Origin of the sequence: Pseudorhodoferax sp. LjRoot39, assembly GCF_964253035.1 — a bacterium.
Classification (GTDB): domain Bacteria; phylum Pseudomonadota; class Gammaproteobacteria; order Burkholderiales; family Burkholderiaceae_C; genus Pseudorhodoferax.
Window position 1 is genome coordinate 7080606 of the sequence record NZ_CAXUQL020000001.1, and the last position, 17330, is coordinate 7097935.

The 17330-nt window shown below is 68.8% G+C and carries 18 protein-coding genes; 5 read left to right on the top strand and 13 right to left on the bottom strand.

The window, feature by feature from the left end; translation table 11 throughout:
• Nucleotides 1–12 precede the first annotated feature (12 nt).
• From hemW to ACSQ4M_RS33120, 5 genes are read right to left on the bottom strand one after another with little or no spacing between them, the layout of a single operon-like run.
• Nucleotides 13–1281 carry a radical SAM family heme chaperone HemW gene (gene hemW / locus ACSQ4M_RS33100; RefSeq protein ID WP_436193588.1) on the bottom strand — a complete coding sequence of 423 codons (1269 nt, stop codon included), beginning with the start codon at nucleotides 1279–1281 and terminating at the stop codon, nucleotides 13–15.
• A complete protein-coding gene (rdgB, locus tag ACSQ4M_RS33105) occupies nucleotides 1281–1880 on the bottom strand; it encodes an RdgB/HAM1 family non-canonical purine NTP pyrophosphatase (protein ID WP_436193589.1) in 600 nt (199 codons plus the stop codon). The genes hemW and rdgB overlap by 1 nt, the downstream gene beginning before the upstream one ends.
• A gap of 8 nt (nucleotides 1881–1888) precedes the next feature.
• Nucleotides 1889–2617 carry a ribonuclease PH gene (gene rph, locus ACSQ4M_RS33110; protein WP_436193590.1) on the bottom strand — a complete coding sequence of 243 codons (729 nt, stop codon included), beginning with the start codon at nucleotides 2615–2617 and terminating at the stop codon, nucleotides 1889–1891.
• 42 nt (nucleotides 2618–2659) lie between these two features.
• Nucleotides 2660–3547 carry a PP2C family protein-serine/threonine phosphatase gene (locus tag ACSQ4M_RS33115; protein WP_436193591.1) on the bottom strand — a complete coding sequence of 296 codons (888 nt, stop codon included), beginning with the start codon at nucleotides 3545–3547 and terminating at the stop codon, nucleotides 2660–2662.
• Nucleotides 3544–4554, bottom strand: coding sequence for a serine/threonine protein kinase (locus ACSQ4M_RS33120; RefSeq protein ID WP_436193592.1), 1011 nt, complete (start codon nucleotides 4552–4554; stop codon nucleotides 3544–3546). The genes ACSQ4M_RS33115 and ACSQ4M_RS33120 overlap by 4 nt, the downstream gene beginning before the upstream one ends.
• 73 nt (nucleotides 4555–4627) lie before the next feature.
• Between ACSQ4M_RS33120 and ACSQ4M_RS33125 the strand changes: the two genes are divergently transcribed.
• On the top strand, nucleotides 4628–5545 hold the full coding sequence (locus ACSQ4M_RS33125) for a YicC/YloC family endoribonuclease (protein ID WP_436193593.1): 918 nt from the start codon (nucleotides 4628–4630) through the stop codon (nucleotides 5543–5545).
• 301 nt (nucleotides 5546–5846) lie between these two features.
• Here ACSQ4M_RS33125 and ACSQ4M_RS33130 read toward each other — a convergent pair whose 3' ends face one another.
• From ACSQ4M_RS33130 to ACSQ4M_RS33140, 3 genes are all read right to left on the bottom strand, one after another.
• The gene (locus tag ACSQ4M_RS33130; protein WP_056669270.1) at nucleotides 5847–6158 is read right to left on the bottom strand and encodes an MTH1187 family thiamine-binding protein; all 312 of its coding nucleotides are present in this window, start codon (nucleotides 6156–6158) and stop codon (nucleotides 5847–5849) included.
• 146 nt (nucleotides 6159–6304) lie between these two features.
• Nucleotides 6305–7951 (bottom strand): long-chain-fatty-acid--CoA ligase, encoded by a 1647-nt coding sequence (locus ACSQ4M_RS33135; protein ID WP_436193594.1) that lies wholly within the window; start codon nucleotides 7949–7951, stop codon nucleotides 6305–6307.
• Between the two features lie 125 nt (nucleotides 7952–8076).
• Nucleotides 8077–9297 carry an ABC transporter substrate-binding protein gene (locus ACSQ4M_RS33140; protein ID WP_436193595.1) on the bottom strand — a complete coding sequence of 407 codons (1221 nt, stop codon included), beginning with the start codon at nucleotides 9295–9297 and terminating at the stop codon, nucleotides 8077–8079.
• Between the two features lie 201 nt (nucleotides 9298–9498).
• Between ACSQ4M_RS33140 and ACSQ4M_RS33145 the strand changes: the two genes are divergently transcribed.
• From ACSQ4M_RS33145 to ACSQ4M_RS33155, 3 genes are read left to right on the top strand one after another with little or no spacing between them, the layout of a single operon-like run.
• Nucleotides 9499–10686 (top strand): CaiB/BaiF CoA transferase family protein, encoded by a 1188-nt coding sequence (locus ACSQ4M_RS33145; protein WP_436193596.1) that lies wholly within the window; start codon nucleotides 9499–9501, stop codon nucleotides 10684–10686.
• The gene (locus tag ACSQ4M_RS33150) at nucleotides 10683–11354 is read left to right on the top strand and encodes a nitroreductase (RefSeq protein ID WP_436193597.1); all 672 of its coding nucleotides are present in this window, start codon (nucleotides 10683–10685) and stop codon (nucleotides 11352–11354) included. Before ACSQ4M_RS33145 ends, ACSQ4M_RS33150 begins: the two co-directional genes overlap by 4 nt.
• Nucleotides 11355–11374: 20 nt before the next feature.
• Entirely contained in the window at nucleotides 11375–12343 is a 969-nt protein-coding gene (locus ACSQ4M_RS33155) for a Bug family tripartite tricarboxylate transporter substrate binding protein (RefSeq protein WP_436193598.1), read from the top strand.
• Nucleotides 12344–12441: 98 nt separating this feature from the next.
• Here the strand turns inward: ACSQ4M_RS33155 and ACSQ4M_RS33160 are convergent, their stop codons facing one another.
• The 5 genes from ACSQ4M_RS33160 to ACSQ4M_RS33180 are packed head-to-tail and all read right to left on the bottom strand — an operon-like array spanning nucleotide 12442 to nucleotide 16290.
• On the bottom strand, nucleotides 12442–13344 hold the full coding sequence (locus tag ACSQ4M_RS33160) for a dihydrodipicolinate synthase family protein (protein WP_436193599.1): 903 nt from the start codon (nucleotides 13342–13344) through the stop codon (nucleotides 12442–12444).
• A 33-nt stretch (nucleotides 13345–13377) separates the two neighbouring features.
• Nucleotides 13378–13896, bottom strand: coding sequence for a cupin domain-containing protein (locus ACSQ4M_RS33165; RefSeq protein ID WP_436193600.1), 519 nt, complete (start codon nucleotides 13894–13896; stop codon nucleotides 13378–13380).
• Between the two features lie 25 nt (nucleotides 13897–13921).
• Nucleotides 13922–14674 carry an SDR family oxidoreductase gene (locus tag ACSQ4M_RS33170; protein ID WP_436193601.1) on the bottom strand — a complete coding sequence of 251 codons (753 nt, stop codon included), beginning with the start codon at nucleotides 14672–14674 and terminating at the stop codon, nucleotides 13922–13924.
• A 4-nt stretch (nucleotides 14675–14678) separates the two neighbouring features.
• Nucleotides 14679–15500, bottom strand: coding sequence for an aspartate dehydrogenase (locus tag ACSQ4M_RS33175; RefSeq protein ID WP_436193602.1), 822 nt, complete (start codon nucleotides 15498–15500; stop codon nucleotides 14679–14681).
• Complete coding sequence (locus tag ACSQ4M_RS33180; RefSeq protein WP_436193603.1) at nucleotides 15493–16290, bottom strand: alpha/beta fold hydrolase; 798 nt, start codon at nucleotides 16288–16290, stop codon at nucleotides 15493–15495. Before ACSQ4M_RS33180 ends, ACSQ4M_RS33175 begins: the two co-directional genes overlap by 8 nt.
• Nucleotides 16291–16686: 396 nt before the next feature.
• Here ACSQ4M_RS33180 and ACSQ4M_RS33185 point away from each other — a divergent pair, with 396 nt between their 5' ends.
• Nucleotides 16687–17307, top strand: coding sequence for a TRAP transporter small permease (locus tag ACSQ4M_RS33185; RefSeq protein WP_436193604.1), 621 nt, complete (start codon nucleotides 16687–16689; stop codon nucleotides 17305–17307).
• Nucleotides 17308–17330: the final 23 nt, after the last annotated feature.

Here is a 17330-nt window from a genome sequence, read left to right on the forward strand (position 1 = left end):
AAGTGGAAGGCGCTACGCGCCGGACAGAAAGATCTCCTGCAGGTCGCTCAGGAAGTCGAAGCCCTTCTCGCTCGGCCGCACGCGCGCCGCGTCGCGCACGAGCAGGCCGCGGCGTTCGCCCTCGGCCAGGCCGGCCGCGATGGCCGAAAGCGGCAGGCCCGTGCGCTCGGTGAAGTCCTGCAAGGCGAAGCCCTCGCGCAGGCGCAGTGCATTGAGCATGAACTCGAACGGCAGGTCGGCGCGGCGCACATCCTCGTCCTGCGCCAGCGCGGCGCCGGCCAGGGCCTGCTCCATGTACAGGCCGGGCTCGCGCAGCCGCACCTGGCGCACCACGCGGTGCGCAAAGCTGAGCTTGCTGTGCGCACCCGCGCCGATGCCGAGGTAGTCGCCGAACTGCCAGTAGTTGAGGTTGTGCACGCAGCGGTGGCCGGCGCGCGCATAGGCCGATACCTCGTAACGCTCCAGGCCCGCGCGGCCGGTGGCCTCGGTGATCTGGTCCAGCATGCCGTAGGCGATGTCGTCCTCGGGCAGCACCGGTGGGTGCTTGGCGAAGAAGGTGTTGGGCTCGATGGTCAGGTGGTAGACCGACAGGTGCGGTGGCGCCAGCGCCAGCGCGGTCGCCAGGTCCTGCGCCAGCATCTCGGGCGTCTGGCCGGGCAGCGCATACATGAGGTCCAGGTTGAAGGTGTCGAAGGCCTGTGCAGCCTCCTCCAACGCAGCAATGGCCTGGCGACGGTCGTGCACGCGGCCCACGGCGCGCAGCAGGCCATCGTCGAAGCTCTGCACACCCACCGACAGGCGCGTGACACCGGCCGCACGGTAGGCGCGGAAGCGGTCCTTCTCGAAGGTGCCGGGGTTGGCCTCCAGCGTGATCTCGCAATCGGCCTCCAGCCGCAGCCGCGCGCGCACATCGCCGAGCAGGCGGTCGATGGCCTGCGGCGAGAACAGGCTGGGCGTGCCGCCGCCGATGAAGATGCTGTGCACGGTGCGGCCCCAGACCAGCGGCAACGCGGCCTCCAGGTCGGCGACCAGCGCATCGATGTAGCGCTGCTCGGGCAGCTCGGCCGGCGCCGCCACCTGCGTCACGGCCGGCGCATCGGCGCCGGCCCAGCGCACCACGGCCTCGTCGCCGCGCACGGCATGCGAATTGAAGTCGCAGTACGGGCACTTGCGGATGCACCAGGGCAGGTGCAGGTACAGCGCGAGCGGCGGCTGGGCCTGCAGCTGCAGCAGGCCGGGCCGCACGTAGGCGCTGAGTTCGCGCGGGCGCAGGCCGGACATCAGAACCAGCGCTCGCGCATCAGGCGCAGCATCTCGCGCGCGGCCTGGCCGCGGTGGCTGTGGGCGTTCTTCACTTCGGCCGGCAGTTCGGCAAAGGTCTTGCCGAAGGCCTCGATCCACATCACGGGGTCGAAGCCGAAACCGCCCTCGCCCACCGGCGCCTCGGTGATGCGGCCCACCGCACGGCCGACCGCGATCAGCGGCTCCGGGTCTTCGGGGCTGCGCACGGCCACCAGCGTGCTGACCAGCGCGGCGCGCCGGTTCTGCACGCCGCGCATCTGCTCAAGCAGCGCACGCACGTTGTTGTCGTCGCCCTTGGCGTAGCCGAACTGCGTGGCGTAGTAGGCCGTGTCCACGCCGGGCAAGCCGCCGAAGGCGTCCACGCACAGGCCGGCGTCGTCGGCCACCGCGGCCAGGCCGGTGTAGCGCGCGGCGTTGCGGGCCTTGGTCAGCGCGTTCTCGACGAAGGTGCGGTAGGGCTCCTCGGCCTCGGGCACGCCCAGTTCGCCCTGGGCCACGAGGCGCACGTCCAGCGGCGCGAACAAGGCCTGCAGCTCGGCCAGCTTGCCCTTGTTGTTGGAAGCCAGGACCAGGTCCATGCCCGACCTCAGCCTGCCAGCGCCTGCAGCTGCAGCGCGATGAGCTCCTGGATGCCCTTGTCGGCCAGCTGCAGCAGCTGGTCCATCTCGGCACGCGTGAAGGCCGCGCCCTCGGCCGTGCCCTGCACCTCGACGAAGTGGCCAGCGCCGGTCATGACCACGTTCATGTCGGTGTCGCAGGCCGAGTCTTCCACGTACTCGAGGTCGAGCAGCGGCGTGCCTTCGACAATGCCGACCGAGATCGCCGCCACCGGCTGCACGATGGGCGATGCGGCGAGCTTGCCCTGGGCCAGCAGCTTGTTCACCGCATCCTGCGCGGCCACGAAGGCGCCCGTGATGGCGGCGGTGCGCGTGCCGCCGTCGGCCTGCAGCACGTCGCAGTCGAGGTGGATGGTGCGCTCGCCCAGGCGCTTGAGGTCGAACACGGCGCGCATGGAGCGGCCGATCAGGCGCTGGATCTCCTGCGTGCGGCCGGTCTGCTTGCCCTTGGCAGCTTCGCGGCTGCTGCGCGTATGGGTGGCGCGCGGCAGCATGCCGTACTCGGCCGTGACCCAGCCCTCGCCGCTGCCCTTCTGGTGCGGCGGCACCTTCTCCTCGACCGAGGCGGTGCACAGCACACGCGTCTGGCCGAACTCGATCAGCACCGAGCCCTCGGCATGGATGGTGAAACCGCGGGTGATGCGCACGGGGCGCAACTGGTCGGCAGCGCGGCCGCCGGTTCTTGCAAATTCAGTCATGGAGCGATTGTCGCCAAGCGCGAAGCCTGCGCCCGGCGCAGGTCAAATCCGGCGGGCGGCCGTGCGGCGGATGGCTTCGTTGATCTCGGCGATGGAGCGGTCGATGGCGGCCTCGTCCAGATCGGGCACGGCGGCCTTCGGGTCCGTGCCCTGCACGGTGGCGGCGAATGCATCCGGCGCCTGGCCGCGCGTGGAGGCGAAGGCATCCGCCGAGCGCCACTCCAGCGCCAGCGCGGTCACGTTGTCGCTGCTGTCACCCGCTGCGCGCAACGCCTGCTCCACGAGCTCCGGCACGGCCTGCGCCACCGGCATGGCACTCAGTTGCTCGACGATGCGCTCGTCGCTCAGGCTGGCCCACAGGCCATCGGAGCACAGCAGGATCTTGTCGCCGCGCTGCAGCGCCACCGGGCCGGTCAATTGGTACTCGGGCGCGACCGGCGAGCCCAGGCAGGTGTACAGCACATTGCGGCTGACCCGGCCTGCGCGCGCCATGTCCGCTGGCATCTGCTCGAGGTAGGAATGGTCGCGCGTGCGCGCCAGCAGCGCACCGCCGCGCACCAGGTACAGCCGTGAATCGCCGCAATGCGCCCAGGTCACGCTCTCGCCCTGCACCACGGCCGCCACCAGCGTGGTGCGCGGCTTGTCGGCCAGGCCACGCTCCTCGCCATAGCGCAGGATGCGCCGGTGCGAGGCCAGCAGCGCATGCACGAGGAAGTCGCCGGCCTGCGGCAACTGCGGCGTGGCCTGCTGCTGGTGCAGCGACGACACCGTCTGCACCGCCAGCTGGGCCGCGGCCTCGCCCTCCGGGTGGCCGCCCATGCCGTCGGCCAGCACGAACAGGCCCGACTCCCGCGTGTAGCAGTAGCCCATGCGGTCCTCGTTCTTGGCCCGGCCACCGCGCCGGCTGACCTGGAAGACCGAGAACCTCATCGCGAGGTCTTGTCGGCCGACCCAGCGGGCGCAGCCCCGCTCCTCTTGCCGTCCGACACCAGCGTGTCGAACTGCATGCGGATCTTCTCGCCCATGGACAGCTTGGTGTAGCGGCGCTCGCCCTCGCGGCTGAGCTCCTTCTGCAGCGCGAACACCGATTGCGGCCGCGACAGCGGATCCAGCGCCATGCACCACTCGACCACCTCGATCAGGTTGTCCGAGTACACGCCGCGCAGGCGCGCGAGCGAGGCGGTGATGCGGTCCTTCTCGAGCCGCTGCGGCGCCTCGGCCGGCGGAAAGCCCAGCATGCAGGCGTAGATGCAGGCGCCGATGGCGTAGATGTCGGTCCACGGCCCCATGGTGGCGTCGCGCCGGTACATCTCGGGCGCGGCGAAGCCGGGCGTGTACATCGGCCGGATGAAGTTGCCTTCCTTGTTCAGCACCTCGCGCGCGGCGCCGAAGTCGATCAGCACGGCCTTGTCGTCGTCGGTGATGAAGATGTTGGCCGGCTTGATGTCCAGGTGCAGCATCTTGTGCTGGTGCACGATGCGCAGCCCGCGCAGCACCTCGTCGAACAGCGAGCGGATGGTCGACTCGCGGAACACCTTGGGCCGCTTGAGTTCGCGCGAGGTGATGATGAAGTCCTGAAGGGTCGCCCCCTCCAGGTAGTTCATGACCATGTAGACGGTCTCGTTCTCGCGGAAGAAGTTCAGCACGCTGACCACCGAGGGGTGGGCGATCTGCGCGAGCGAGCGGCCTTCCTCGAAGAAGCTTTTCAGCCCCAGGCGGTACAGCGAGAGCTTCTCGGCCGGCACCACGGGCAGCGTCTGGCCCGGTTCACGCGAAGCCAGCGAGGACGGCAGGTACTCCTTGACCGCAACGTGGTTGCCTTCGCCATCGATGGCGAGGTAGACCATGCCGAAGCCACCGGAAGAGAGCCTGCGCACGACGCGGTAGCCACCGATGACGGTCTCGGGCCGCAACGGCGCCGGCTTGCTCTTGGTCATGGAAAGGGCTGCAATCGTCGCGGATGGTGGAAGCCGTTATTCTCTGGCCTTTGCAACGACCAGAAACGTTCTCATGCCAGTCTACAGCATGACCGGTTACGCAAGCGCCCAGCAAAGTGGCGCCAGTGACCCCGCGGAAACCGACGCCAGGAGTCAGCCGTCGCGCCGCCTGGGCATCGAGATCCGCGCCGTCAACAGCCGCTTCCTCGACCTCGCCTTCCGCCTGCCCGACGAGCTGCGCCAGCAGGAGCCCGCGCTGCGCGAGCTGCTGACGGCCAAGCTCAAGCGCGGCAAGGTCGAGCTGCGCGCGTCCATCGACAGCGTCGACACCGGCAGCGTGCCGGACCCCTCGCCGCGCCTGCTGCAGCGCTTGAACGGCGTGCAGGACCAGGTGCGCTCCTGGCTGCCGAACGCCACGCCGCTGTCGGTGGCCGAGGTCATCCGCCTGTCTTCCGCCGAACAGCATGGTGCCGGCGAACTCGACGAGCAGGTGCTGCCCCTGGCCGAGAAGGTGCTCAAGGAATTGCTGGCCGCGCGCCAGCGCGAAGGCGCCCGCCTTGCGGTGATGCTGAACGAGCGCCTGGGACAGTTGCGGGCACTCGCGGCACAGGCCCTGCCGCTGGTGCCGCAGCTCGTGGAGCAACAGCGCCAGCGCTTCCTGGACCGCTGGAAGGAAGCCATGGCCCTGGCCGATGGCGCCACCTTGCCCGAGGCCGCGCAGGACCGTGCACTGAGTGAGGCCACGGCCTTCGCGATCCGTATCGACGTGGCCGAGGAGATCACGCGGCTGGACTCGCACCTGGATGAAATCGAGCGGCTGCTCAAGAAGGGCGGCGAGCTCGGCAAGCGGCTCGACTTCCTGATCCAGGAACTGCACCGAGAAGCCAACACGCTGGGCTCCAAGTCGGCGGCGCTGGAACTCACGCGGATCTCGGTCGACATGAAGGTGCTGATCGAGCAGATGCGCGAGCAGGTGCAGAACATCGAGTAGTCCGCCGGCAACGCACAAGTGCGCAGCGCCAAGAGCAGCCTGAAGCGCGAAGCCGTGCGCGCCGAAGCCGTGTACGCCGTGCGCCATGGCGAGCAAGTGGGCGGCGAAGTCTGACCCCACCGGCACGCGCCTCCGGACAAACCGCCTTCGGGCGGTTTTTGCTTTTCAGGGTGGCCGACTTGTCCCTGGACGCCGTGGGCAAGGCTGTGGACAAGCGCCGTCGAATCTCCCGAAACCCACGCCCGGCGTGGGCTGCGACGCGATGCCCGGAAAACAGGCAGTCGCGGCCGCGGCGAGCGACTCAGGTGTGCAGCTTGCGGCCCAGCAGCTGTTCCACCTTGGCCGTCTTGGCCTGCAGCCGGCCGGCCGGGCCCTCGCGCCAGTCCACCTTGAGGTGCAGGCCGATGCGCGTGCAGCCGACAGCGCGCAGGTGGTCGAAACACGCCTTCACGACAGCGAAGGTCTCGTCCCACTCGCCTTCGAGGATGGTGCCCATGGGCGTGAGCTGGTAGGGCACGCCGCTCCTGTCGATGAGGTCGATGATCTGGGCCACGTAGGCGCTCACGCTGTCGCCCTCGGCGCGGGGGGACATCTGGAATTCGAGCAGGACCATGCTTGTTCCTTGGAGTTGTTCAGGGGAAGACCAGCCGTGCGCAGCAAGGTCGTGGCGACCATCGCAGGAGCCGTCCACGGGCTGCGCCGCCGCCACACCAAGCCCATGCCGCGATGCTAACCAGTGCGCCGCGTGCCCGCCGGCCGTCACCCCGGCAACTGGTAGTCCTTGAACTGCATTCTCAGCTGCGTCTTGAGCAGCTTGCCCGTCGCCGTGTGCGGCAGGCTGTCGACGAAGACCACGTCGTCCGGCATCCACCACTTGACGATGCGCTGGCCCAGGTGCTCCAGCACGCTCTGCTTGTCCACCTCGGCGCCGACGCGCTTGACCACCACCAGCAGCGGGCGCTCCTGCCACTTGGGATGCGGCAGGCCGATCACCGCTGCCTCGGCCACGCCGGGGTGGCTCATGGTGGCGTTCTCCACGTCGATGGACGAGATCCACTCGCCGCCGGACTTGATCACGTCCTTGGCGCGGTCCACCAGCTGCAGGAAGCCGTCGGGGTCGATGGTGGCCACGTCGCCGGTGCTGAAGTAGCCCTCCTCGTCGATGGGCGAGCCGCCCTCGCCCTTGAAGTAGCCGCTGGCGATCCAGGGGCCGCGCACGCGCAGGTGGCCGAAAGCCTCGCCGTCCCAGGGCTGGACCTGGCCCGCGTCGTCCACGATCTTGAGGTCCACGCCCCAGACGCCGCGGCCCTGCTTGAGCTTGACCTTCACCAGCTCTTCGCCCGACATGCCGTCGTGCTTGGGCAGCAGCTTGCTGATCACGCCGATGGGGCTGGTCTCGGTCATGCCCCAGCCCTGCACGACCTCGGCGCCGAACTGGTTCTCGAAGCGCTCCAGCATCGCCCGCGGCACGGCCGCGCCGCCGATGCCCACGCGCGTGATGTCCAGCTTCTTCGGGTCGATGTCGGGGTTCGCGTCCAGGTACTGGAACAGCATGAGCCAGACCGTGGGCACGCCTTGCGAGAAGGTGACGCGCTCATCGCGCATCAGCGTGTAGACGCTCTGCCCATCCAGGTGCGGGCCGGGCAGCACGAGCCGACAGCCCACCATGGCCGCCGCGTACGGCGTGCCCCAGGCGTTGGCGTGGAACATGGGCACGATCAGCATCACGGTCTCGCGCGAGCTCACGCCGAAGGTGTCGGGCGCCAGCTCCATCAGCGTGTGCAGCATGGTCGAGCGGTGCGAGTACAGCACGCCCTTGGGGTTGCCCGTGGTGCCCGAGGTGTAGCACAGCGAAGAGGCCGTGCGCTCGTCGAACTCGGGCCAGGTGTAGGCATCGCTCTGGCCGCCGATCAAGTCGTCCCAGCAGTGCAGGTTGGGCACGTCGATCTGGGGCATGGCGCCCCGCGAGCACATGCAGACGAAGGCCTTGACGGTCTTGAACTTCGGCGCAAGCTTCTCGACCAGCGGCGCGAAGCTGGTGTCGAAGAACATCACCTGGTCCTCGGCATGGTTCACGATGTACTCGATCTGCTCGGGAAACAGCCGCGGGTTGACCGTGTGCAGCACCGCGCCCGAGCCCGACACGCCGAAGTACAGCGCCAGGTGGCGGTAGCTGTTCCAGGCCAGCGTGCCGACGCGCTCGCTCGGCTTGACGCCAAGCGTCTTCAAGGCGTTGGCCACCTTGCAGGCCTCGCTGCGGATGCCGGCCCAGTCGGTGCGGTGCATACCGCCCTCGGGCAGGCGCGAGACGATCTCGGCCTTGGGGTGGAAGCGTGCCGCATGCTCGATCAGCGACGAGATCAGCAACGGGCGGTCCTGCATGAGGCCGAACAAGGGGGATGCCATGGCGTGTGTGTCCTCTTTCATCTCGAATGCCGTGCCGGCCGGCGGGCCTGGCGGTGCGCCGGCATGCTAGGCGGGGACGCCGCTGGCGGCGTCGTCGGAACGGACGATTGCGCCCCCGTGCTGCCTCAACGTCCCAGCACCGGGCCCATCGGCACGTAGCGCGTGCCGTCAAACTGCTGCGGCTGCATCTTCTCGATCGGGTGGAAATCGTCCGCGCTGGTCTTGATCTCGATGCCCGGATACAGCATCGGCAGCGTCATCGACAGGTTGGCCGCGACCTTCATGATGTTCTCGCGCGTGAGGTTGTCGCCGGCCTTGCGCAGCACGAACTCCAGCGTCTGCGCCGAGGAATAGCCCAGCACGTTGAGCGAGTCGTTCGGGTCGCCGCCCGGGTAGTACTTGGCCATCACGGCCAGGTAGTCCTGCACTTCCTTGGTGTCCTTGTAGTCCGTGGGGTCGCGCAGGTAGGCGGCCGAGATCACGCCCTTGGCGTTCTCGAAGCCCGCCGGCTTGAACACCGAGGTCACCGACTGCGAGACGCTGGCCAGGTAGTGCGTGGGCTTCCAGCCGATCTCGGCCACCTTGCGGATGGCCTGGGCCGCGAACTTGGGCGTGGTGATCGAGAAGAACACGTCGGCACCCGAGCCCTTGAGCGCCACCAGCTGGCTGTCCACCGTCGGGTCGGTCACCTCGTAGGTCTGCTGGGAGACGACCATGGTCTTCGCCTTGTCGCCCAGGCCATCCAGGAAGCCCTTCAGGTAGTCCTTCCCGAAGTCGTCGTTCTGCATGAGGATGCCGATCTTGGCGTCCGGCTTGGTCTTCAGGATGTGCTGGGCGTAGATCTGGCCCTCGGCCTGGTAGGTCGGCTGCCAGCCCATGGTCCAGGGGAAGGCCTTGGGATCGCCGAAGCGCGTGGCGCCCGTGGCCACGAACAGCTGCGGCACCTTCTTGGCGTTCATGTAGCGCTGGATCGCCATGTTGTGGGCCGTGCCCAGCGTGCCGAACAGCAGCAGCACCTCGTCCTGCTCGACCAGCTTGCGCGCCTGCTCCACCGTGCGCGAGGGCGTGTAGGCGTCGTCCAGCGAGAGGAAGTTGATCTTGCGCCCGTTGATGCCACCCTCGGCGTTGAGCTTGGAGAAGTAGGCGTTGACGGCCTTGCCGATGGTGCCGTAGGCCGAGACCGGGCCGCTGTAGGGCACCAGGTGGCCGATCTTGATCTCGGTGTCCGTCGCCCCCGTGTCGTACTTCTTCTGTGCCTGGGCCGTGCCGGCCAATGCCACGCCCATCGCCAAGGCCACGCCGGCCTGGAGGAAACGGCGCAGCGGCCGCGAAACACCATGGTTCATCTTCGAAGTCTCCCGCTGTGCTGAGGGTGTTCCGGGCGGGCTGCCCAGGGAATCGGCCGCATCGTAGGCAGGCCCCTCAAGGGGGCACATCGTCGGAACGGACGATTGAGCGCGCCAGCGGGTTGACCCTAGGATGCGATCGCGACAGGGACTCTTCAGCGCTGCGGCGATGATCCCCGCACCACTGTTTCGAGGAGACCCATGTCCGCTGCCCCCCGCATGCTCGAAGGCCTGCGCGTCGTCGACCTGACGACCGTGATCTTCGGTCCCTACTGCACCCAGATCCTGGCCGACCTGGGTGCGGAGGTGATCAAGGTCGAGCCGCCCGATGGCGACCACACCCGCATCATCGGCACGCCGGCCAAGACGCCCGGCATGAGCCCGGTGCACCTGCGGCTGAACCGCGGCAAGCGCTCGGTCGACTGGAACCTCAAGAGCGCAGACGGCCAGGCCGCCATGCGCGCACTGCTGAAGACAGCCGACATCTTCGTGCACAACGTGCGCAGCGAGGCCATCGCGCGGGCCGGGCTGTCCTACGAGGACGTGAAGGCGATCAAGCCCGACATCCTGTACGTGCACTGCACCGGTTTCGACCAGAGCGGCCCCTACGCCGGCCTGCAGGCCTACGACGACATCATCCAGGCCGCGGCCGGCGTGGCCTCGCTGCCGCCCAAGGTCGACGGCAACCCGGCGCCGCGCTTCGTGCCCATGACCATGGCCGACAAGGTCTCGGGCCTGCACGCCGCCTATGCCGTGATGGCCGGCGTCATCCACCGGCTGCGCACCGGCGAAGGCCAGCGCATCGAGGTGCCGATGTTCGAGTCGGTCGCCAGCTTCAACCTGCTGGAACACCTGTGCGACGCCACCTTCGTGCCGCCCACGGGCCCGGCGCTGTACCCGCGCCAGATCGACCCCAGCCGCCAGCCCATGGCGACCCGCGACGGCTGGATCGCGATCGCGCCCTACATGGACGAGCGCTGGCTGCGCTTCTTCGCCGCGGCCGGCCACCCCGAGGCGCTGGACCGGCCCGAACTGGCCGACAAGGATCTGCGCCGCAAGAACATGAGCCTGATGTACCAGGCGGCCGCGCGCATCATGCCCGAGCGCAGCACCGACGAATGGCTGGAGCTGCTGCGCCAGGCCAACGTGCCGGCCATGCGCGTGAACGAGGTGGCCGACCTGCCGAACGACCCGCAACTGATCGCCAGCGGCCTGTTCCGCCAGCGCACCCACCCGACCGAAGGCGACTACCTGGAAGTGGCCCCGCCGGTCCGCTTCTCCGCGTACGACCGTGCCGAGCGCGCCCATGCGCCGCATGCCGGCCAACACAGCGCCGAACTGGCGCACGAACTGGGCGTGCCCGTGCCCACCAAGGGAGAGAAGAAGTGAACGTTCAAGAAGCCATCGCCAGCCGCCGTTCCGTGCGGGCCTTCCTGCCGACGCCGGTGCCGGGGGAGGTCATCCGCCGCGTGCTGGAACGCGCCCTGCGCGCCCCATCAGGCGGCAACCTGCAGCCCTGGCACCTGCACGCCGTGGGCGGCGAGCGGCTCGATGCGCTCAAGGCCACCATGCGCGAGCGCGTGCTGCAGGCGCCCGGCGGCGAAGGCAAGGAGTACGACGTCTACCCCGAATCGCTGCCCTCGCCCTACCGCGACCGTCGCTTCGCCGTGGGCGAGGCCATGTACGCCAGCCTGGGCATCCCGCGCGACGACAAGCCCGCGCGGCTGCGCTGGTTCGCGCGCAACTTCCAGTTCTTCGACGCACCGCTGGCGCTGTTCTGCACGGTCGACCGCCTGATGGGCCCGCCGCAGTGGTCCGACCTGGGCATGCTGCTGCAAAGCGTGATGCTGCTGCTGCGCGCCGAGGGCCTGGACAGCTGCGCCCAGGAATGCTGGGCGCTGTACCCCAGGACCATCGGCGACTTCCTGGAGCTGCCCGAGGGCCGCATGCTGTTCTGCGGCATGGCCATCGGCTACGCGGACCGCAGCCATGCGGTGGATGCGCTGGAGACTGCGCGCGCGCCGCTGGCCGAGGTGGCGAGCTTCCACGGCATCTGAAGGCAACGAGGAGAAACCGCATGCCCCCCACCCGCCGCACCTGGCTGGCACTGGCCGCCACGCTGGCCTGCACCGGCGTCCTGGCGCAGGCCGCCTGGCCCGACAAGCCGATCCGCCTGGTCGTGCCCTACGCCGCCGGCGGCGCCACCGACGGCTTTGCGCGCATCGTCGCCGAGGGCGTGGGCAAGCGCCTGGGCCAGAACGTGGTGGTGGACAACCGGCCCGGCGCCAACGGCGGCCTGGGCCTGACGGCTGTGCAGCGCGCGCCGGCCGACGGCTACACGGTGCTGTTCACGCTGACCTCCATCGTGCAGAACCCGCTTCTCTACGCCAACGTGGGCTACGACCCGTTCAAGGATTTCGCGCCCGTCTCCGAAGCCGGCCGCCTGCCCATCGTGTTCACGGTCAGCACGAAGTTGGGCGTGGATTCGCTGGCCGGCTTCGTCGAGAAGGCGCGCGCCGCACCGGGCAAGCTCTCCTACGGCTCGTTCGGCGCCGGCTCCAGCGCCCACATGTACATGGAGCTGCTGCAGGACGCCGCCGGAATCCAGCTGCTGCACGTGCCCTACAAGGGCGAGGCACCGGCCATCACCGACCTCTTGGGCGGCAACGTGGACGCGGTGTTCGTCTCCGCGCGCGGCGTGTCGCCGCACGTGGCGGCCGGCAAGGCCAAATCCATCGCCGTGGTGGGCACGGCGCGCGCGCCGCTCGCCGCCGAGGTGCCGACCTTCCGCGAGCAGGGCTACCAGGCCATGGACCTGGTCGGCTGGTTCGGCATGTTCGCGCCGGCCGGCACGCCCGCACCCGTCGTGCAGCGCATCTCCGAGGCCGTGGCCGAAGTGGTCCGCGACCCGGCACTCAAGCCGCGCATCGAGGCCCTGGGCGTGATCCCCGTGGGCAGCACGCCCGCGCAGCTGGCGCAGACCATGCGCGCCGACCAGGCGGTGTGGGGCAAGGTGATCAGGGACAAGAACATCCGGCTGGAGTAGCACCCGATCAGGCGCGCTCTGGCCCGTCTTGATGGATTGAACTTGGTCATTTTTCAGTCCAATGGACTGGTCCGCGCGCCACAGACGCAGCGCGGGGCTCAGCCCAGGGCCTTCAGGTCTGCGACCGTCTTGTGGATGATGGCCAGCGTGCGTTCGCGCTCCTCGCCCACCAGCGGCAGCCGTGGCGGCTTCACCGTCTCGGCGTAACCCGCAATCACGTGTTCGGCCAGCTTGATGTACTGCACCAGCTTGACGTGCGTGTCCAGGTGGAACAGCGCGATCAGCGTCTGGTAGAGCTTGCGCGCGCCGACGAAGTCGCCGGCGTTGGCCAGGTCCAGCAGCCGCACCGATTCCTTGGGCAGCGCATTGGCCATGCCGGAGACCCAGGCCTGCGCGCCCAGCGCCGCACTCTCCACGATCAGGTCGTCGACGCCGCAGACCACGTTCAGCCGCTGGCCGAAGCGCGCCAGCAGGTCGGTCACGCGCGTGGTGTCGTAGCTCTCTTCCTTGATCGCCACGATGGTGGGTTCTTCCAGCATCTCCACCAGCAGGTCGGGCGTGAGGTCCACGCCGTAGCCGCGCGGGTTGTTGTAGAGCAGGATCTGCAGCGCGCTTGCCCGCGCCACGCTGCGGTAGAAGGCCACGGTCTCGCGCGCGTCCGACTTGTAGGTCAGGCCCGGGAACACCATCAGGCCATCGACGCCGATCTCTTCTGCCTTCTTGGCGAACGCCATGGCGCGCTCGGTGCTGGTCTCGGCCAGGCCGGAGATCACCGGCACGCGGCCGGCCACGGTCTCCTTGCCGATGCGCAGCACGGCCAGCTTCTCTTCGGGCGAGAGCGAGGCGTTCTCGCCCACCATGCCCATCAGCACGACGCCTGCGACGCCATTGGCGATCAAGCGCTCCAGGCCGGCACGGATGGCGGCCTCGTCGAGCGAGAAGTCGGGCTTGAGCTTGGTGGTGACGGCGGGGAAGACGCCTTTCCACTGGATCTTGTTCATGGTCTGCTGGTCCTGTTGAACGTTGGTGAAAAATCAGGCTTGCGGCGGCGCAGCGAACACGGTGTTGGCCTCGATCTGCAGCACATCGGACGGCCGTGCGAACGGTTCGGGCGCGGGCTCTGCGGGGCTGCGCGGGCGGCCGATCGCGGCGAAGAAGTCCTCCAGCCCGCCGGGCATGAAGAACCAGACCCACTTCAGATCGGTGTCGCCGTCGTTGATGAAGGTGTGGGGCACGTTGTGGCCCATGTACAGCGTGGCGCCGGGCGTCATGCGGTGGGTTTCGCCGCCGATCTCGGCGCTGCCCCGGCCTTCGACGACATAGAACACCTCCTCGCTGGTGTCATGCGCATGCAGGCGCACGCGGCCACCGGGCGGCAAGGTTTGCGTGCCCATCGAGAAGCGGTGGAAGCTGCGGATGTTCTTTTCCGACAGGATGCATTCGGCGTGGCCGTTGGCCGGCACCGGTTGCCAGAAGGTGGCAGCGCTGCCGGCGGGCACGGCCAGAGCATCGCCATGCGGTTCATCGAAAGACAGGCGGGGGGGCTGGGTCATCGTGGTCTCCTTGGAATGGGGTGGCTCACCAAGCGGTGAAGCCGCCGTCCACCGTGAACATGGCGCCGGTGGCGAATGACGATTCGTCGGATGCCAGCCACAGCATCATGGTGGCGATCTCGCTGGGCTGGCCCATGCGGTTGACCGGCGAGCGCGCCTCCAGCCCTTTCTTGAAGGCCACCGGGTCGGGCACCTGCTCGAACATGCGGTCGTAGTAGCTGGAGGCGATCACGCCCGGCGCCACGCTGTTCACACGGATGCCGTCCACCGCATGGTCCAGCGCCATCGCCCGCGTCAGCGCGGCCACGCCGCCCTTGGCCGCCACGTAGGCCGCGCGGTCCTTGATGCCGACGACCGAGATGGTCGACGCCATGTTGATGATGGTGCTCTGGCCGCGCCGGCGCAGGTGCGGCACGGCGTATTTGGAGCACAGGAACACGCCCTTGAGGTCGACCGCCATCAGTGCATCCCAAGCCTCCTCTTCCAGCGTTTCCACCGTGCCCAGGCACCCGAAGCCGGCGTTGTTCACCAGCACGTCGAGACCGCCGAAGCGCTCCACGCACAACGTCACCATGGCCTGGACTTCGGTGGACTTGGACACGTCGGCGGTGCAGGCCAGTGCGTTGTCGCCCAGGCGCGCAGCGACGCGCTCGGCCAGCGCGCCGTCGCGGTCGGCGACCAGTACCTTGGCGCCCTCCTTGATGAAGAGTTCGGCCGTGGCCTCGCCGATGCCGGCGCCGGCGCCCGTGATCAGCGCCACCTTGTTGTGAAGTCGCATGGGTTCAATTCCAGTCGGATGCGTGGAAGGAGGAGGGATGGAGGACGTCGCGCAGCACCGCCTCGATGCTCAGCGCAGCGAGCCAGGAGGTCTTGGGGTTGTCGGGCAAGGGCGCGTTGGCCAGCCGCAGCGACAGTTCGCCGAAGCTGCCGCTGGCCTGCAGTTCGTGCACATTGGCGTTCACGTCCGGGTCGGCCACCAGGGTCACGGTCGTGCGTTCGAAGCCCGCGCCGGCCAGCGCCACGGCGGCGGTGACATTGGCGTTCTTCGGAAAGGCGCGCGCCGCATCGGCGGCGTTGCCCTCGAACACCACAGTCGGCTGACGGATGTCGGCCAGCACGCAGCGCGCCTCGGCCGGCGTTCCGGCCCAGGCCCGTGGCGGCTTGCGGCCGGTGTAGCGCACGCTGCGCAGGCCGGCCTGGCGCGCGGCGCGCAGCGCATCGAGGCCACCGACCGCGCCGGACGGAACGATGGGCCGAGCACCGCCGGCACGCGCGGCGGCTTCGATGGTCCTGCGCAAGCCGGCATCGCCCAGCGCGCCGACCGAGGCGATCACCACGTCGGCGCCGGTGCGCAGCAAGGCCGGCACCGCCTGTGCGACGACCGCATGGCCCGCGCACTCCACAGCCAGGTCAGGCGCCCAGTCGAGCAGCGCATCCAGGTCGATGAAGAAGTCGATGCCCGCCACGCCCTGCGCCACGGGCCGGCGCACCAGCGCGGCGAGCGCCGCACCAGGTGCCAGCCGCTGGCGCAACGCGGCCTCCACGCGCAAGCCGATGGCGCCACGGCCCAGCAGGGCGATGCGCGGGGACCTGTGCTCAACCATGGCGCAGCAGGAATTCGTGGATCGCCCGGGCGTATTCCGCCGGCCGGGTGGCCGGCACAAAGTGCCCGCCCGACAGTTCCAGCGTACAGGCATGCGGCATGCGCCGCGCCAGGTCCTGCGCATGGTGGAAGGGCACGATCTGGTCGTCCGCCGCGCCGACGATCAGGGTCGGCTGCGCGATGCGCCCCAATTCAGCAGCGCGCTCGTAGCCCAGCAGCATGTCGATGCGCTCGGCCGTGAGGGCGTTCTGCGCGGCACCGCCCCAACCCCATTGCGGTACCGTGTCCTGCGCCAGCGCGCTGGCGTACCAGGCGGGCGGGTAGCCCAACAGCTGGCCGAGCACGGCATAGGCGCCCTCGCCGGCCCGCTCCAGCACGATGCGGCGCAGCGCGAACAGGTCGCGGAAATGGCGATCGGGTTGAGCCCAGGTACTGCTCAGCACCAGCGACTGCAGGCGCTGCGGCGCATCGAGCGCCAATGCCTGGGCCACCAGGCCGCCGGTCGAATGGCCCAGGCAACTGAAGCGCGCAATGCCCTGGGCGTCCATCAAGTCGAGCACCGCCTGCGCAATGGTGGCGATGCTTTGGGGACCGCGCGCAGCGGAGCCGCCCACGCCGGGGTGGTCGAAGCTCAGCACATGCCAGTGGCTCGACAGGATCTGCGCCACGGGCTTCCAGAACCGGCCCAGCCCGCCCAGGCCGGCGACGAGCACGAGCACCGGCCCCTGGCCCATGGACTCGAAGGCCAACGGCGCTGCGGCAGCGGATGGATTGGAGGCGGTGCATTGCATGGCGATGCGATCGGGCGGTTGGAATTCCACCAAAATGTAATCGATTACACACAACACATGCAAGAGAATCCTGCAACCGCACAGGCATGAAGCGGACACGCCCCGCTCCGGTGCCGACGCACCAATTCAACGCGCTATCCAGAGGTATTTCTTGTGGAGAGACCGCATATGTCTGCCGCAAAAACGATACGAACGCAATGTGGCTAGCACTGGCACCGAATCTGCTTCACGGGTCTAGACTTGTAATCCTTTACATGGATGCCGGCGGCGCCCTCTCCATCGGCGTACCGACGTGTTTCCGGTCATACCGCGCGCCAGACATTTCTGGTCCGCTTCTTGCGTCAAATTTGTAATCGATTACAGCGCCTTGGCGCGAGACGTTCTGAAAGGTCTGCCATGCACACCAACGACAAGACGGCCGATGCGCCCCAGCCGCTGCAAGCCCTGCCCATGGGCGCGGCGCTGCGCACGCTGTTCAACGTCAGCCGGTGGATGAACACCGCCCTGCGCGGACTGGTGGGCGCCATGCTGGCCACGATGGTGGTGGTGGTGTTCCTGCAGATTCTGGTGCGCTTCCTGTTGCCGCGCCTGGGCATCACTGTGTCGGCGCCATGGTCGGAAGAACTGGCGCGCTATCTCATGGTGTGGTGCATCTTCTTGGGGGCTGCCGTCGCCTCGCGCGCCGGCGATCTGATCGCGGTGGAATCGCTGATCGACGCCCTGCCAGAGCGGCTGGGCTGGCGCCTGAAGATGCTGTCGTACGTGGCGACCATCGCCTTCCTGGCCACCTTGGTCTGGCTGGGCTGGCGCTGGGTGGAGTTCGGCGAGGGTGAAAGCTCCACCGTCATGAACCTGCCGATGTCCTGGGTCTACCTGTCGCTGCCGGTCGGCGCGGCGCTGACCATCCTGAACATCCTCACGCGGCTGCTCGAGGGCGTGGTCCGCCAGCGCGCGGCCACGGCCACCGGGCAGCACGCGCCAGCGGCGCCGCCCGCCGGCGAGCCCTCCCTGGTCTGAGGCACACGCGTGCCCCGCTCCCT

Coding starts and splice junctions, on each gene's coding strand:
- ACSQ4M_RS33120 (WP_436193592.1), bottom strand. CDS start 4,554: ATGACCAAGAGCAAGCCGGCGCCGTTGCGGCCCGAGACCGTCATCGGT.
- ACSQ4M_RS33125 (WP_436193593.1), top strand. CDS start 4,628: ATGCCAGTCTACAGCATGACCGGTTACGCAAGCGCCCAGCAAAGTGGC.
- ACSQ4M_RS33145 (WP_436193596.1), top strand. CDS start 9,499: ATGTCCGCTGCCCCCCGCATGCTCGAAGGCCTGCGCGTCGTCGACCTG.
- ACSQ4M_RS33130 (WP_056669270.1), bottom strand. CDS start 6,158: ATGGTCCTGCTCGAATTCCAGATGTCCCCCCGCGCCGAGGGCGACAGC.
- ACSQ4M_RS33170 (WP_436193601.1), bottom strand. CDS start 14,674: ATGCGACTTCACAACAAGGTGGCGCTGATCACGGGCGCCGGCGCCGGC.
- ACSQ4M_RS33135 (WP_436193594.1), bottom strand. CDS start 7,951: ATGGCATCCCCCTTGTTCGGCCTCATGCAGGACCGCCCGTTGCTGATC.
- ACSQ4M_RS33155 (WP_436193598.1), top strand. CDS start 11,375: ATGCCCCCCACCCGCCGCACCTGGCTGGCACTGGCCGCCACGCTGGCC.
- rph (WP_436193590.1), bottom strand. CDS start 2,617: ATGACTGAATTTGCAAGAACCGGCGGCCGCGCTGCCGACCAGTTGCGC.
- ACSQ4M_RS33180 (WP_436193603.1), bottom strand. CDS start 16,290: ATGCAATGCACCGCCTCCAATCCATCCGCTGCCGCAGCGCCGTTGGCC.
- hemW (WP_436193588.1), bottom strand. CDS start 1,281: ATGTCCGGCCTGCGCCCGCGCGAACTCAGCGCCTACGTGCGGCCCGGC.
- ACSQ4M_RS33165 (WP_436193600.1), bottom strand. CDS start 13,896: ATGACCCAGCCCCCCCGCCTGTCTTTCGATGAACCGCATGGCGATGCT.
- ACSQ4M_RS33160 (WP_436193599.1), bottom strand. CDS start 13,344: ATGAACAAGATCCAGTGGAAAGGCGTCTTCCCCGCCGTCACCACCAAG.
- ACSQ4M_RS33175 (WP_436193602.1), bottom strand. CDS start 15,500: ATGGTTGAGCACAGGTCCCCGCGCATCGCCCTGCTGGGCCGTGGCGCC.
- ACSQ4M_RS33185 (WP_436193604.1), top strand. CDS start 16,687: ATGCACACCAACGACAAGACGGCCGATGCGCCCCAGCCGCTGCAAGCC.
- ACSQ4M_RS33115 (WP_436193591.1), bottom strand. CDS start 3,547: ATGAGGTTCTCGGTCTTCCAGGTCAGCCGGCGCGGTGGCCGGGCCAAG.
- rdgB (WP_436193589.1), bottom strand. CDS start 1,880: ATGGACCTGGTCCTGGCTTCCAACAACAAGGGCAAGCTGGCCGAGCTG.
- ACSQ4M_RS33140 (WP_436193595.1), bottom strand. CDS start 9,297: ATGAACCATGGTGTTTCGCGGCCGCTGCGCCGTTTCCTCCAGGCCGGC.